This is a genomic window from Gluconacetobacter aggeris, assembly GCF_014174395.1.
Taxonomy (GTDB): Bacteria; Pseudomonadota; Alphaproteobacteria; order Acetobacterales; family Acetobacteraceae; genus Gluconacetobacter; species Gluconacetobacter aggeris.
In genome coordinates, this window is sequence record NZ_JABEQD010000015.1 from 23,042 (window position 1) to 37,422 (window position 14,381).

Consider the following 14,381-nt stretch of genomic DNA (forward strand, 5'->3'; position numbering starts at 1 on the left):
ACAGCATTACAGCAGGCTTGGTCAGCTCCGAATTGCACGAAGTGCCACTGGTAGCATTCATTGATGCTGAACAGTCGCATGGCCTTGCAGCGCCGCCTCCTTGATCCGGAATTTCTCCAGCGCACGATAAAACACGCACTACTCGCCTTCACGGTAAGCTTGTGCCTGAACATACTTCTCGCGCTGGCCCTGGTCGTCGAGGTCTCCCACACGCCACATGTGCGCTACATCGCTCACGATTCACTGGGCAAGCCTCGTGAGCTCATCGTGACGGATCAGCCGTATTTTTCGGATTCGGAAATAACGAATTGGGCTGTCGCCAAAGTAACCAATCTCTACACAATGAATTACGTCGATTATGCCAAGCACCTTGCGGTAGCCGCAGCCGATTTCGACATTCCAGCGTGGAACGCATGGGGGCAAGCGTTTAAGGGGCCAGGCAACATTGAGTTTATCAAGGAGAAGCGCGTCTTCCTCACCGCCTCTCCAAAAAGCGCAGCGACAATTCGTTCTGAGGGAAAGAATGAGCATGGGGAATACGAATGGCACGTTCACTTCCCGATGCTGCTACGGTGGGAGAACTCTTCCGGATCAACAACAAACCTGCTCTCTATTGATGTCACGATCCGAAGAACAAACGCGCCTGAACACCCCGATGGGCTCGTGATTACAGAGCTCAACGCCCCTCGCGCTTCGGATAACGGAGGGTAAATGCGGCGTCTCTATGGTTTCGTCGGCGGCTGGCTTGCGCTTGCCGCCGTCCACTCGACGGCGCTCGCACAATCTCAACCGGAGGCGCAAGACCGCAACCCGGTTGATCCCGCATTCCGCAATCTCCCGCCACCGCCGGTCATGAGGGGCCTATACGACCGCTACGATCAGGCCGAGAAGAACCTTGACGGGATTGACGACCCGCACCGCCTCGCTGTGCCTGTCTCCAGGTCGGTCACGATCTCGCTTGCACCGGGCGCTCAGACCAACATTGTGCGCATAGCCCAGGATTATCCCGCCTCAATTACGTTTCTGGACGAAACGGGCCAACCGTGGCCTATCGCGTGGGATCTCGCGACCAACAAGGGTGGTGGTTGCGATGCGAGGGGACAGGGACAAAACCCAGCCGTCCGCGGGGTCGGCATATATGCTTGCGTGCCCGAGGCGGGTTCGAACGTCCTTCAGCTAACGCCCATCTCCCGATACGCCCACGGCGGGGTCCTGGTGAGCCTGAAAGGCGCGCCGAAGCCCATCAACTTCATGATTATGGCGGGTACGGGCGCTTACGACGCCGACCTGACCGCACGAGTGCAAGGCCGTGGTCCCAATGCAAAGTCCGTCCCGGTTACGGAAGCGGATGCCCCGGTTACGGGAGCGTCGTTCTTCAACGCCTTGCTCGATGGTGCGCCGCCGGCCGATGCCGTTCCGCTTACGGTGAGCGGTGTCAGCCCCGATCACACCCGTGCATGGAAAATCGGCCACGAGATGTTTCTTCGAATGGACAATGGATATTGGCCCGTATCTCCAGCCCCGAGCGCCCACCAGTCAGAGTATGATGTGGAAATCTTCGAGATTCCGGAAACCTCTGTCGTCCTTGTATCAACCGGAACACGGATGATCAGCGTGTCCCTGTCGGATGACGCCCCATGAGCGACGGAGCTCCGGCGACGCCGATTAGCCGCACGCCACTCGGAAAGAGTTTGGTCGCTACACGATCCATCGGTCTGGCAGTTCTCGGCCTGGTCGTCGTCTTCGGGGGTGGATGGTATCTCCTCGCGCACGACGATCACCCTCGGCCGAAAGCCAGCGATCTGATGCCGCCTCAGATGGCGGCGCCGGCAGGGGGGCAGAATCACTCGGACATGCTCGACCGGACCATGCGAGACAAGGAAATGGCGGACGCTCGAGCGGCCGAGGCGAGCCATAAGTCATTCGCAAGCGCGCTCGCGACAAACGATCACCTCAAGGGAGACAACGCCCCGGTCATCGGCAGTGCCCCCGGCGAACACGAACATTCCACCACGCCCCCTCGCCGCGCACCGCCACCAGCGGAGCACCACCAGGATCCCCCGCAATCGCCCGATGGAAGCAACCCTTTTACGCGAGACCCAGCGGAAGACGCTTCCCATGGCGCTGACAGCGCACGCGGGTCCCGCGGAGCGAACAATGGAAGTCTTTCCGACCTGGCAGAAGCGGAGTTATTCGCCGCCTGGAGCAGCCATGCCCCGTCGCTCGATGTAAAGCTACCGAGCCAGGGCGTTGTAGCAGCGAAGCAAGGCTCGAACGGACAGGCTTTTACGCGCACTCCTGAGCAATCGGGGCCGGAGACGGCCACGACCGTTAGCGGATCGTCGGGCCCTCCAGCAGCATCGCCGCGCAAGAGCAAGGGGCGTCCGCTCGTCGCGGCGGGCCGTGGCGTCTACGGACACGCTGTACTGACTGCGAACAGTGATATTGGTGGTCAGGCGCTCGTAGAAATCGATAGCGGAGCGCTCATCCACGCTCGCGTCTCCGGTGCGTTTCAAAGAAAAGACAATTTCCTCGTAATCAAGTTCGACAAGCTCATGATCGGGGATGCCGACCCGATCGGCATTTCCGCCTACGCTGTTTCACCCGATACGGCAGAGACTGGTGTCGCGTCAGACGTCGACGAGCATATCGCGACAAGAATCATCCTGCCGACAGCCGCGGCGTTCGTCGAAGGCCTCGGCAACGCGATGCAGAATACGAACACGAGCAGCTATACGAGCGGGGTTGGCCTTGCCTCCTTCACACACCTGACACTGCCCCAACAAATGGGGGTTGCCGCCGGCAAGGCGGGACAACAGCTCGGCCAGATTCTCCAGCAGGCGACCCCCCAACAGGCGACGGTCTGGCTACGGTCCGGCGATCCTGTCGGTGTTGTTTTTGAGGAACCCGTCTTCGCCCCCGGCGAATAGCGCCAGAACCCCTGCGGTTACACACGCATGCGCGATCCTGATCCTCGCCGAAAGGAGGGCCAGACACTCATGCGAGGTAGCGCGATGCGACATGACAATGTCTCCGACGTGACCCAAATGTTGCGTGCGCGCCGCCGCGCACAGGGAACCGACGAGGACAGCGGCACAAACGACCCCGCCACGGAGTCCGAGGAGTTATCGGCGCTCGATGCGTCCGGTGAGGACGCCGGCGACGCGGCGGGCCGGATTTCCCACGGCAGGGTGCCCGCGGCGACAGACGGTGATCGTGGGAGCGTCCGACGAGGGCGCCTCACCACACCGATCTTCCTTGCGACCGCAGCGACCGCCGTAGTCGCGGGCGTCGCGCTGGTCGGGCCTCACCTGTGGACCGCAGGGCCCAAAGTCCGCTCCCTGGCGTCCTCGGCGGCCAAGACAACTACCCCCTCGGTCACCGTTGCGGCGCGGGACGTTCCTCCAGCAAATGCCCTGACCCCGCCGGCCATGCCCTCGCCCGCCGGGCAAGAGGATGCTTCGAACACTGAAGAGCCGTTCAGCGGTGCGGGTATTCCCGGGCCACCTGCTGTAGCGGCTGTGCCCAGTGCGCCCGCGCAACCAACGCCGGCCATCGCCCCAGCTCCGGCTCCGGCTCCGGCTCAACCACAGCCTTCCAGTCCTGTTTCCCAACCTGGCACGCCACCCCTTGCGGCGGTCCCAACAGCGATCCAGACCGTCTCCCGCGCCCCGAGTGCGCAGCCGGTCCCGACCGTATCAGCAGACACTGAAAGCCCCGCTCCCAGCAGGGACGAGATGCTTGAGCTCAACCTCGCCAAGCAGATGGCAGGCCTAGCCGATCATCTCGCGACGCTCGAGAAGCAGGTGAGCAGCCTGCAGGTGTCCCTCGGGGAGAGGATCGGAGCAGCCGGCGGCCGGATGGATGAACTGCAGCACCGAGAGGATCTGGTTGAGAAGACCCTGACAACGATTCAAGCGGCTACGGCACGGCCACAGGAAACTGGTCCAGCCCGGTCGCCACAAAGCCACGCGACACCCCCGAATTCAGTAGCTCGGCCCATTGCGCCAACCGGACCAAGCGAGCCGGCACGCCCAGTCTATCACGTGCAGGCGGGGGCACCTGGTATTGCGATACTCCAGGATAGTTCGGGGAACGCAATCCGCGTCGTCAACGACGACACCGTTCCTGGTTGGGGCGCCGTTAAGGGCATTACGCAGATTGGCAACGCGTTCGTCGTCCACACCGAGCATGGCGTCATTCGGTAGGAGCCGACGTCATGGAAGGTCTCTTCGACTTCGCACAAGACATCGGTCTCGCCCTGTCGTGGGTCCTCCCGCTGCTGTGCTACGTCGGCGGGTCCTGGTTCCTTGTCGGCGGGCTCCTCGGAATTCTGCAACGGTCTGCCGCGCCGAACGGCCTGCTCGCCAAGCCGTTCGTCCCCGAACTGATGATCGCAGTCGGTGCAACGTTCCTGTCGTTCCCGGAATTCCTCAATGTGGGAAACCGTACACTCGGCTTTGCGGCCAACGTTGACCTGGGAGCGTCCCAAAAGCTCAGCTTCTCGACGGACACGCTCTCCAACGCCGCAAGAGGTGGGCCGCTACAGACCCTCACCGCAATCTTGACCGTCTGGCACACCTATTTTGCCTGTTACGGTGCGCTAATCGTCTACTTCGCACTCGTCCGACAGGTCGGCCGCGCCAAAGGCACAAACAACAGTTCGCCCGCGCTGAACGCCGTCATGGGCATTTCAGGCTTCTTCGTGATGAACGCGGACGTCATCGCTCCCGCTCTGCTGAAGGAACTCAAGCTGGGTTCCTGATGCGGCCGTCGCTTCTCGTTATCCACCCCAAAGGAGGCTCCATGCCGAATTTAGATTCACCCCGCAGGACGCCGGGGATTCGCCGCGCCACGGCGCTCACCGCACTTGCGCTCTCGGTCGTGGTGTTCGCCCCCGGCGCCCACGCCCAGGCGATCGACGACATCATGCAGCAATCGACCGGACATGCTCTCAGCGCGTGGTCATACCTCATGAATGCCTTTTGCTGGATCCTTGGAAGCGTCCTGCTGATCATGTGCGGGCTCGGCTGGTATCAGCATCAGCGTAACCCGAACGCCGGGAGCCGGCCGGGTATGCTGGTCGCGGCCGGAGTGCTGGGGGGCGTGTTTCTTGCCTTTCCCTTTTTCGCCAAGACTGCCTCCTTTACGATCTTCAACTCCGGCCCGACCGTAACCGGCGAGCAGCAGCAGATGCGGTTCGACAGGTGATGGACCCCGTCTCGCTTTCGATGCAGCCCGCCGGCGCGCTCAGACTTGGTCCGCTTGCCGCAAACGCACCCGATCGCTGCGCGTGCTGCGGTCATCTCGCGCCAGCGGCTTCGGTAGCGGGACGGCCCCTCTGCATGACATGCGTTCCAGCATTCGCGCTGGACGAGCCGGACATCGACAAGGTCTCGGCGCTCATATGGCTGCCCCACCTCGACCAGCCGGTGGTCAGCCGCCTGGTGACGGCCGTCCATACAGCCCGCGCGGCCGATAGCACTGCCAACCCCACCACTGACCCGGTGGGCTTTGCCAAAGCGGCCCAAGCTGTCCTCGACATGCTGCTTGCGCAACGTGCCGCTGCCATCGCCCGGATCGGCACCGATCGCCCGTCAGTGCTCCGCGCCGCCGGCCTGTCACTCAACGGCATCACCATTCCGAAGCGCACCGGTGTCTCCGCGCTGCGCTTTGTTGCATTGGGGGGATGGTTTGGGCCCGACAATGGGCTCTACCAGTCTGCCGCGGCTGAGTGGATCTGCGGCCCGTGAACCTCATACGTAAAGAAAAGTCAGAGAAGCCGGCTCCAGTCTCGCGGGCAGGCTTGTCGCTCGGCGATAGAGTCCTTCAGGCAATCGCCGCAACGTCCAGCCTCTTCAAGCGGGACCTGACTGCATTCTGCGACCTTGCGACCTGTGACCGGCATGGCATCGTCACGTTCGGCGGTGATTACGTGACAGTCCTGAGACTGCGAGGCATGCGGCGTATCGCCAGCGGGCCGGAAATCCGGGCTGCGTCGTCTCGTCTCCGGCTTGCCTTGACGAGCCTGTTTGCCGCCCCCGGACACGCACTGCAGTTCTCATACGCGGCAGATCCTGAGGGGGTCGAGAAAACAATCGCTCGTAATCTCGACGAACGCCGCACAATTGCCGCAGCGCTGAACGCAGAGTTCGAAGATATCTTTGCCGAACGCCAGCGTGTCTTGCCGCCTTTTATGCGTCAGGAGCGCATCTATCTCACATTGTGGACGCGGCCAGGCCGCCTCTCCAGTCAAGAGGCACGACAGGCAAGGGCTGAGCGCCGGCGAAATCTCGCTGGACTGCCGCCGCTAGGTGACGCGCAAAACCCTTTTCTGGGAAGCCTCGAACTCGGCACGATCCACTCGTCGTTTGTCCAAGGCGTCCTACAGGCTTTGGCCGGCGAGGCCGTGCTTGCTGACATCCTTGCCCCTGAAGCTGGCCTGCGGGCGATCAGGGAGGAGATCTACCCTGAGACCGCCGGAAGCGACTGGACGCCCTCCACGCCGCTGGGGCGCTGCAGCCAGACGGTCCCTGACGAGATCCCGCCCCGGGATGTCGCGGACGTCCTGTGGCCCCCTCTCCGCGAGCAATTATTCCGTGACGATGCGCTGACGCCCGACTTTGCGACGGCCACTCTGTCCACGCTTGACTGGACACCGCTTGAGCTCACGCGAGCACCTGAGATGCCGCATCCCGGGGCTCCGAATACGCCCATACCGAGTTTCACGGAACTCGCTGCGAAGCTGGCTGGCCGTCGCATGCCCTGGCGTATGGTTGGAATGATCGAGGGCATCCGCCCCGGGTACATGCTCTGGAAGGACGCAATAGCCACATTCCTGAAATTTGGCGCGAACCTCCCAATCAACATGGCATTCGCCGAGATCAAGGACATGCGGGCACGCCAGGAGGATACCCCGGTCAAGCTCCGCATGGCATTCGCAACGTCTGCGCCGGCAGGGCAAACCGAAACCTTGAAAGTACGGGCTTCGCGCCTGGAGCAAGCTATCCAGTCGTGGGGCGGCGCCTCTGCAAGCCGGGTGTGTGGCGACCCTCTCGCCGGCGTGTTGTCGTCTGTGCCAGGGCTGGCCCTCGCATCGACAGCCCCGCCGTCAGCGGGTCCCCTCTCACAAATGCTCGCCATGATGCCGTGGGCACGGCCGGCGTCGCCGTGGCTCGACGGTGCAATGCTGTTCCGGGCGGCCGACGGGACGATCGTCCACTACGACCCTGCCGGGTCCGGCCGGGACGCCGTGCTCGATCTCTTTGTCGCCCCCTCGCGACACGGCAAGTCGATGCTCGCGAATGCACTGCTCCTAAACACTGTGCTGAGCCCGGCGGCAATGACGGCACACGGAGCCCGGGTCCCTCTGATCGGCAAGCTCGATGTCGGCGATTCATCTTCCGGGTTCGTGGACATGGTTCGTGCCGGCCTGCGCGCGGCAGACCAGTATCTGGCACTTCATGTGTCGTTTCAGTTGATCGAAGAACACGCCGTCAACATCTTCGATCCTGAGACCTGTTGCCGGATGCCGCTGGAATACCACACGACTTTCCTGCGAAACTTCCTCGGCCTGATCTGCACGCCGATTGACGGGCAGCCGTTCGAGTCCATGAACCAGTTGATCGACGCGGTCATCCCGGCTGTCTACGAGTTCTTCTCCGACGATGGACCTTCGGTGCAGCCAAAGGTCTGGCGGCCTGGAATCGATCCGACTGTCGATAGGGAACTGTCCCGGAATCGACTTGCGCCTGAGCGAGACACCCCTTGGTGGCAAATTGCAGATCTGTTCGCAGAAGCGGGCGATATGCGGATGGCACATCGGGCGACACAGTGGGCAGCGCCGACCATTGGTGATCTGATCCGTGTGCTTCGGGAGCCGCGCCTACAGCGGTTCGAGGACGTCACCCCGACATCTGGAAAAGAGTCCACTATCGGGATTTTCCGCCGCTACATCACCCATTTTATCGACAAATACCCGTCTCTGAACCGGCCGACCCGTCTTGACCTTGGCGACGCCCGGATCGTCGTCCTCGACATCGGCCGGGTGGCGCCCGAAGGGATCGGGGAGTCCCAAAGACAGACCGAGCTGATGTACCTTCTCGGCTTTCACATCGTCGCCAAAAACTTCTTCCTTCACCCAGACGATGCCGAGAGCGTGCCGCCTCATGTGAAACAATACCATCGCAGGCGGTTCGAGGAGTTTCGTGAGAGCTTCAAGCGGATCGAGTGTGACGAATTTCAACGCACGGCCGGCGCTCCACATATCCAGCGGCAGTTTGAGGAAGCGGCCCGACGTTCGGCCAAGCTGAACGTAAAGATCGGACTGGCAAGCCAGAAACTCGACGACTTCGGAGAGTACCTGATCTCTCACTCAACGGGCCGGTTTATTCTCGGCGCGCCCGATGAAAAGGAAGCAAAGGCGATCTGCGAGCGCTTCCAGCTCAGCGCCGCCGCACGGGCGATCGTCTATAACGGATTGAACGGACCGCGGCCGGACGGTAGCGGTGCGCCCTTGATCTGGCAGACCCGCGTAAAGCACGAAGTCTTCGAACTCTTTGTGCTGAATCTGATGGGTCCTATCGAGCTCTGGGCCCTGTCCACCAGCCCAAAGGACACCGCACTGCGGCGGCGCCTATACGACGCGCTGGGCACCGCTGAGGCACGCCGCAGGCTGGCAAAGGTCTTCCCGCGCGGAAGCGCGGAGGCCGAAATAGAGCGTCGTGAAACGGCACGCATCAAAGCGGGGCGAGACACCAGTATTGACCTCGGAGGGGTCATCGACGAACTCGCTCGCGAGATCTGCGACGGCACGGGCCTGGGGACTGTGATCAGGCCGTCCGCTGATTCGACCGGAGTCACAAACGATAGCTCCATAGTCTCCCCTTAACATCTTCGCCGCCCTGAAGGACGGAGATTTCTCCGGTCAGACCGGTTGTAGTTCTCGCTTCAACGCCGTCCTCACGGACGGCTCCACGACAGGAGTGTTCCCCCTGTGAAGAATATTGATTGCAGCGTTGTGGTCGGCGTTGGCGCGGAAGCCGCAGGCAGAACAGACGAAGGCCGCTTGGTTTTTGCGGCTTCGACTGTCCACGGCTCCGCAGCACGAACACGTCTGCGAGGTAAAACGCGGATCGACCTTCACGACCCGGTTCGCCTTGTAGAAAAGCATCGCCTCAATCTGATGCCAGCCTACATTGAGAATGGCGCGGTTCAGTCCGCGCTTCTGGGCGACGTTCCGACCTGGCTCAGCAATCGTGCCGGACGCGGATTTCGTCATGTCCTTGGTGCGAAGCCGTTCGATCACGACGGTTCCGAACTTTCGGGCGATGTCAGTCGTGACGCCGTGCGCCCAGTGCTTGCGGACGCGAGCCTGTTTGGCGCGGATCGCCGCAACCCGACGTTGGGCCTTGGCGTATCGGCGGGATCCACGCTTGCGACGACTAGCGACGCGCTGCGCCTTGCGAGCCCGACGATCCAGCAGCGCCAACGTCTCCGGCAGCGCATAGGGCGTTCCGTCAGACAACATCAGCGGAACGGACACGCCCCGGTCAACGCCAACGGTTCTGTCGGTCGCGAACGCCTGCACGTCGCAATCCTTGCAGCCGATGGAGATATGCCACCCCAGCGGCGTCATCGAGACCGTGGCTTCGGTGATCCTGCCGGACAGGTCTCGTGTCATGCGAAACCTGATCCAGCCGATCTTCGGCAGCTTCACGCGACCGAAGCGACGGTTAAGGCGCTCGACCTGAACATCGCGCCCCGCGAATGTGAAGCTGTCGTGTTCGCCTTTCTTTTTCATCTGCGGGAAACCGCCGAGGCCCTTGAGCGCACGGCGATAGGCGTCATCAAGCGCCTTGAGCGCGTTTTGCTGACACACCTGACTGACGGCGCGGACGAAATCGACATCGGCGCGCAGGGCGGTCAGTTCCCGCGCCTGCGCCACATAGTTCAGATTGTTTCCCGTGCGCGCCTGATAGTTGCGCCAGTGATTGCGGCGCTGTTCGAGCGCGAGGTTCCACACCAGACGGCAGACGCCCGCGAACTGCGCGAAGGATTCTTCCTGCGCAAGATCGGGTTCAAGTCGGTATGTGAAACCGCGAAACGCCACGCGGCTAACTTAATATGGAACGAGAGAAAAGTACAGAGGCTTTTCGCTTTCCTCCCCGGCAAAAATGCCGGGGTTTCCAGCGCGGTTTAGGATGAAGACTGCCCGGATCTTGACCCCTATCATCAGCGCGGCCCTGATTGCCGGGTGCAGCGAGGCGGCGAGCGAGCCCGTGTCCGTCTCGGTTCCAGGCATGCCCTCTCCCGAGTTGGCGCTGCAACGCAGCCTCGATCGGATCAACGGCTTCCTAGGCAGCATCAACGAGCGGATCGAGACCCCCGCACGCGGGGCCATCCCTCTCGCCGTAACTGACGCTCGCCGCGCGCAGCGGCCCCTCAACATCACGCCACCGACCTCCACGCCGAGCGCCGTGCCTGAGCCGGCGCAGGCCCAAGAAGCGCGTCCGGTGTTTGGACCGTCAGCGGTCTGGTTCGCGTACGGGGACGGTTATCCGCGGATCCGCTGTGCGCCCGGAAGCATCTGCCTTGTGAGGCTGCAGCGCGGCGAGACGATGGACGGAAGCGCGCTCACGGGCGCCGACCTCGGTGGGTGGCGCGCCGACCTCGTTCGGGGCACGCGAGGCGTACACGCTGGGTGGGCAGTTGCTCTGACCCCACAGGCCGGCGCGCGGCCATCGGTTCTGCACTTCGCCACGAGCCGGCGCTCTTACGCTCTCGCGCTCCAGCCAGACGGCGACACCATGCGCACAGTCGCCTTCACTTACGGGCCGTCCGACGGCACGACCCAACCTGAGCCGCCGACGCCGACGTCACAATCCCCGGGAAAATCAGGACCGGACTTCACCTACCACATTGAGGGTCCCGATCTCCCCTGGAAGCCGATGCGTGTCTACTGCGACGACGGGCACACCTATTTCCAGTTCCCGCCCGGCGGGATCGTCTCAGCCCCTCGATTGCTCGTCATCTCACCTGCGCTTAGTGCCGCGCAGCCCTACAGGGTGATTGGGGACTCCTACGTCGTCGATCGGCGGGTCGATCAAGCGATGCTGATAGGAGCCGGGCCTGGCGCGCCTGTGATCCGAATTACCCACGGAGGCAAGACGTGATCCGACGCCACCCCACCCTTATCGGCGCAACTCTGCTCGGGCTTATGGCCGGCTGTGCCACTGAGACGCCCGCCGACAGGGCCTCTCATGTTACCGGGGCAACATTCCGGGACACGTCCGCGCTGACGGTGTTTATCGCGGATATCCTCGCCAACAGTATGGACCCTGGGCAATCAACCCTGCGTCTGTCTCCATTTGGAGGAGCCGACGAGGCCCACGCACAGACGCTTCTCAGCGACACCTTGCGGGAGCGCGGTTTCGCCCTTTCCCCGGACGGGATGCCTTACCCCGGCGCGCACACCGTGCGCTATTCGATTTCGGCCGTTGGTCTGAACCTGCTTCTCGAACTCGATGTCGATGACGCCGCAGCAACGTGCCTTTACGGGCATGCAGCCGATGGAGCACTGATCCGAACGGGAAGCTGCACACTGCGCGCTGGCGCCTCGCTTGCAATGCGCATCCCGTCCCAGCCGGAGCTTCATACGGTCGAGCCGAACATCCGAGGCGTCAACGTATCTCCGCTGCCGGCGCCTGCGCGGACAGGCGCCGCACTCCCGATCCACGAAACGCTCATCAACCGGCAGCCGCAGGCGCCGACGGCCCCGCCGGCCGCGCCGCTCAAGCTGCAGCCTCCAGCGGAGATCTGGACGCTCGTCGAAGGACAGCCCATCCGCGATCAGATGATCGCCTGGGCCGACCGCGCCGGTTGGAAGGTCGAGTGGCCGCACGAGCTGAACTGGAATGTGCCTGCCCTCACCACCTTCACGGGCGATTTCCACACCGTCATGAGCGACGTGATTCGCACGATCGCGGATGAGGGCAAGTCCATCCGCGCGGAATTCCACTCGAGCAACCGTTTTCTTGTCGTCACGTCGCCCGGAGGACAGGGCCGTTGAAAACCAAACGTCATATTCTCTCGGCCGTCGCGATGATGGCGCTTCTAAGCGCGTGTCAGGACTTCCAGGAGGCGAGGCGGAGCGAAGACGATACTCTCGCGCGATCGCGTGACTCCAGGGTACCGAACACGCCAATTATCACCGAGAGCGACAAGCCGTGGCTCGTGGGGGAGACACTCCATGATGCGGATCCGCTGCCCGATATTCTGAAGGTACAGTCCTCGCTCACGATCGCGCGCCCGGTCTCCCTGCGGGATGCCGCCATCCAGGCCAGTCGCCAGACCGGTATCCCCGTCCGGATCGCTCCGGATGCCGAACAGGACGATCTGGCGGACAGTCTCGGGTCTGCCGGCAATCAGACTCCCATCACCTTCAACGGCACCAACCTGCCTCCGCCGCCGGTTGCGTCCGCTCTCGCCTCCGCCGCCGCTTCAAGAACCCGTTCTTCCTTCCCGGCCTGGCGCGGCAGCGGCAACTGGCTGGCATATAGCGGGACACGCGAGGGCGTCTTCCAGGCGATCGCGACACGCTTTGGGGTATGGAAGCGCTGGGTCGATGGACACATCGAGTTCTTCCGGACAGAAACGCGCACGTTCACCATTCCGGCGTTCCCCGGAGACACGAACGCGAACACCTCGATCGTGGCCTACACGGGGGGCGGGAGTGGCTCATCCGGCGGGAGCATGTCGGGCGGGGGCATGAGTGGCGGCGGCGGTATGGGCGGTGGCGGTATGGGCGGGTCCTCGGGAGGCTCATCCGGCCAGTCCGCTGGCATGGCGTCGATCAGTAACACCAGTAAAACCAATCGCTGGAAGACCATCGAGCGCACGGCCCAGATTGTCTCAGGAGGAGCCCAGGTCGTCGCAGATGACGGGCTCGGAACACTCTCCGTCACGGGCACACCCGATCAGGTCGCCCGCATCGAAGACTGGATGCACGGCGTCAACGAAAGTCTGATGAAGCAGGTCGCCGTCGAGGTCCACGTCTACACGGTGAAGATCACTCGGGAGACGAATTATGGCTGGAGTCCGCAATTTGCATTCAAGTCGCACAACGGCCTGGTCGGCCTGACGTCGACGCCGGCGACGATCCCCTCGATCCAGTCGGGTGACACTCCGTTCCGCTTCGGCGCATCGATCCTCGACACGGGTCGCGGAACCGGCGGCCTGTTCTCCGGATCGAACGTCGTTTTCCAGGCGTTGAACGAACTCGGCAACGTCACCGAGCAATACGATCGGTCCGTCGTCACCACCAACGGTGTCACTGCGCCCCTCCAGAACGGCATCAACACGACGTATCTGGCCAGCACCGTATCCACCCTTGCGACCAATGCCGGGACGGCCAACTCCTTGTCCCCCGGCGTGGTGATGTCGGGCTTCATGGGCTCGGTGACGCCCAAGATCGTCGACAACCGCATTCTGCTGCACACCAATTTCCTGCTCCAGACACTCCTTGCGGTGCAGAACATCACGTCGAATGGCTCAAGCATCCAGGCGCCGAAGACGTCGAGCACTTCGCTAGACGACACCGTTGCGCTCCCGAGCGGCTCGACCCTGGTGTTGAGCGGCTACGTCGACGATGCCACGTCCCGCAGCCGTACCGGCGTGGGATCAGCACTGAACTGGCTCTTCGGCGGCGGCGGTGACGCCCAGGTAACCAAAACACACGTCGTCGTCACAGTGGAGGCCCGGACCCTATGAGACGCAGCGCCATTGCAGCCGCGGCCATCGCCCTCGCCGCGCCTCTCCAGGTGCGGGCCCAAACCCCAATCCCTGAATGCGCGAGCCGTCTGGCGGAACCCGCGCCCGGTCAGGTACTCACGCCGGCGGAACTGGATGCGAATAACGCCTGCGTCACCGTAATGCAGCAGGCGAAGATCGTCTCCGACCTTGGCACGGCAATGCAGGAGAACATTCGCCGCCTGACCGAGAAAGACAAACCGCGAGCAGCGGTCGGAGCGCCTGATCGATCCGCTCTCGAATTTCAGCCGCCACCCCTCCCTGCACGGCAAGACGACGCCGTGCCGGCACCGCCCGCGCCGTCTCCAGCGCCGACCTATGACACCATATGGACCGACGGCGGGCGGACAGGCGCTACCCTGCGCTTCAGCGATGGCAGCAGCCAGGACGTGGAACGCGGAACGCGCCTTCGCGACGAGAGTGTCGTTACCGCCATCTCATCGCGCGGATTGACCCTGCGTCGGCCGGACGGCTCCGTCCTCACCCTGCGTGGAAGCAGCGACGCCCCCACGCCGACCCGAATCATCGCAGTGCCCGGCGCGCCGAGCTATCCGCCGCCGACACATGGTTAA

At 63.1% G+C, this 14,381-nt stretch carries 12 protein-coding genes; 11 read left to right on the plus strand and 1 reads right to left on the minus strand.

Annotated elements, in window-relative coordinates:
- Window positions 1–63: 63 nt before the first annotated feature.
- The 7 genes from HLH36_RS16525 (at window position 64) to HLH36_RS16555 (ending at window position 8,890) form a co-directional block, all read left to right on the plus strand.
- On the plus strand, window positions 64–711 hold the full coding sequence (locus tag HLH36_RS16525; protein ID WP_182973713.1) for a DotI/IcmL/TraM family protein: 648 nt from the start codon (window positions 64–66) through the stop codon (window positions 709–711).
- Window positions 712–1,641 carry a DotH/IcmK family type IV secretion protein gene (locus tag HLH36_RS16530; protein WP_182987420.1) on the plus strand — a complete coding sequence of 310 codons (930 nt, stop codon included), beginning with the start codon at window positions 712–714 and terminating at the stop codon, window positions 1,639–1,641.
- Window positions 1,638–2,930, plus strand: coding sequence for a TrbI/VirB10 family protein (locus HLH36_RS16535; RefSeq protein WP_246376985.1), 1,293 nt, complete (start codon window positions 1,638–1,640; stop codon window positions 2,928–2,930). The genes HLH36_RS16530 and HLH36_RS16535 overlap by 4 nt, the downstream gene beginning before the upstream one ends.
- Window positions 2,931–4,219: 1,289 nt before the next feature.
- Complete coding sequence (locus tag HLH36_RS16540) at window positions 4,220–4,765, plus strand: hypothetical protein (RefSeq protein WP_246376986.1); 546 nt, start codon at window positions 4,220–4,222, stop codon at window positions 4,763–4,765.
- A gap of 41 nt (window positions 4,766–4,806) precedes the next feature.
- Window positions 4,807–5,211 carry a hypothetical protein gene (locus tag HLH36_RS16545; protein WP_182987421.1) on the plus strand — a complete coding sequence of 135 codons (405 nt, stop codon included), beginning with the start codon at window positions 4,807–4,809 and terminating at the stop codon, window positions 5,209–5,211.
- Between the two features lie 134 nt (window positions 5,212–5,345).
- A complete protein-coding gene (locus HLH36_RS16550) occupies window positions 5,346–5,753 on the plus strand; it encodes a hypothetical protein (protein WP_182987422.1) in 408 nt (135 codons plus the stop codon).
- A complete protein-coding gene (locus tag HLH36_RS16555; protein ID WP_338030482.1) occupies window positions 5,750–8,890 on the plus strand; it encodes a type IV secretion protein DotO in 3,141 nt (1,046 codons plus the stop codon). Before HLH36_RS16550 ends, HLH36_RS16555 begins: the two co-directional genes overlap by 4 nt.
- Window positions 8,891–8,926: 36 nt before the next feature.
- On the opposite strand, the gene HLH36_RS16560 is transcribed toward HLH36_RS16555, so the two are convergent.
- Window positions 8,927–10,111, minus strand: a complete 1,185-nt coding sequence (locus HLH36_RS16560; RefSeq protein WP_182987424.1) for an RNA-guided endonuclease TnpB family protein — start codon at window positions 10,109–10,111, stop codon at window positions 8,927–8,929.
- A 109-nt stretch (window positions 10,112–10,220) separates the two neighbouring features.
- Here HLH36_RS16560 and HLH36_RS16565 point away from each other — a divergent pair, with 109 nt between their 5' ends.
- The 4 genes from HLH36_RS16565 to HLH36_RS16580 are packed head-to-tail and all read left to right on the plus strand — an operon-like array spanning window position 10,221 to window position 14,381.
- On the plus strand, window positions 10,221–11,174 hold the full coding sequence (locus HLH36_RS16565; RefSeq protein ID WP_246376987.1) for a TrbG/VirB9 family P-type conjugative transfer protein: 954 nt from the start codon (window positions 10,221–10,223) through the stop codon (window positions 11,172–11,174).
- Window positions 11,171–12,070, plus strand: a complete 900-nt coding sequence (locus HLH36_RS16570) for a toxin co-regulated pilus biosynthesis Q family protein (protein WP_338030483.1) — start codon at window positions 11,171–11,173, stop codon at window positions 12,068–12,070. Before HLH36_RS16565 ends, HLH36_RS16570 begins: the two co-directional genes overlap by 4 nt.
- Window positions 12,067–13,770, plus strand: coding sequence for a pilus assembly protein PilN (locus HLH36_RS16575; RefSeq protein WP_246376989.1), 1,704 nt, complete (start codon window positions 12,067–12,069; stop codon window positions 13,768–13,770). Before HLH36_RS16570 ends, HLH36_RS16575 begins: the two co-directional genes overlap by 4 nt.
- A complete protein-coding gene (locus HLH36_RS16580) occupies window positions 13,767–14,381 on the plus strand; it encodes a hypothetical protein (protein ID WP_182987426.1) in 615 nt (204 codons plus the stop codon). The genes HLH36_RS16575 and HLH36_RS16580 overlap by 4 nt, the downstream gene beginning before the upstream one ends.